At 63.9% G+C, this 1151-nt stretch carries 2 protein-coding genes; both read right to left on the bottom strand.

Going from position 1 to position 1151, the window contains the following annotated elements:
- The coding region (locus EN914_RS36095; protein ID WP_127389719.1) for an SDR family NAD(P)-dependent oxidoreductase at positions 1 to 218 on the bottom strand (218 nt) is incomplete at its 3' end.
- The coding region (gene kduI / locus EN914_RS36100) for a 5-dehydro-4-deoxy-D-glucuronate isomerase (protein WP_206527329.1) at positions 215 to 1151 on the bottom strand (937 nt) is incomplete at its 5' end. The genes kduI and EN914_RS36095, both read right to left, overlap by 4 nt.

The raw sequence follows: 1151 nt of genomic DNA on the forward strand, positions 1-1151 counted from the left end.
GGGCCGGCGGCTGACGTGTCGGCAAGATCGGCGCTCACCGCCTCGAATTGCCCGCCCATCGTTGCGATCTTTCTGGCCGTATCGTCCATCGACGAGCGACCGACGCCGATCACCGTGCCGCCGGCGCGTGCGATCGATACGGCGATGCCCTGGCCGATGCCGGTGTTGGCGCCGGTGACCAGGATACGTTTTCCGGCAAGGCTGAAGGGGTCGCTCACCGCAGATCGCCCAACGCCACCGGGTCGACATCGGTGTAGTCGACATTGTCGCCGGCCATCGCCCAGATGAACGCATAATTGGAAGTGCCGGCGCCGGAGTGGATCGACCAGCCCGGCGACAGCACGGCCTCTTCGTTGGCCATGACGATATGGCGCGTTTCGTCCGGCTCGCCCATGAAGTGGAAGACGCGCGCCGTCTCGGCCAGGTCGAAATAGAGATAGGCCTCCATGCGCCGGTCATGCACATGGCAAGGCATGGTGTTCCAGATAGAGCCCGGCGCCAGCTGGGTCATACCGACCACCAGCTGGCAGGTCTTTGCGCCATCGGCATGGATGAACTGGAAGATCGAACGCTCGTTGCAGGCATCCTTGCTGCCAAGATCGAGGCGCTTTGCATCGCCGATGCGGATCAGCCGGCTGGGATGAGCCAGATGCGCCGGCGCGCTGAGCAGATAGAACTTCGCCGGCGCCCCCTCGTCCGCTGAGGCGAAGGACACATCCTGTGTGCCCATGCCGAGATAGAGCATGTCGCGCGCCTGCAATTCGAAGGACTGGCCGCCGGTCGTGATGACGCCCACGCCACCGATGTTGACGGCGATCAACTCGCGCCGGTCGAGGAAACCTTTGGTGCCGGTCGGCTTGATCGCCTCCAGTTGGAGCGGCGAGCCTATCGGCACGGCGCCGCCGACGATCTTGGTATCGAACTCGAACTCGCTGCTGTCCGGGTTCGGCTCGAAGAGGATCTTGACGCGAGCGAACTGACCGGTACCGCCAGTCTGCTTCTTGTGCGTGTAGTCCTGCTCGTGCTTGCGGGTGATCGTCTCGCGATAGGCCACCTGCGGTGCGCCGACATTGGCCTCGACCTTGAACTCGCGACGCATGCGGTCGACGATGATGTCGAGGTGGAGTTCGCCCATGCCGGAAATGATGGTC

It is taken from the genome of Mesorhizobium sp. M7A.F.Ca.CA.001.08.2.1 (assembly GCF_003998455.1).
GTDB lineage: Bacteria > Pseudomonadota > Alphaproteobacteria > Rhizobiales > Rhizobiaceae > Mesorhizobium > Mesorhizobium ciceri.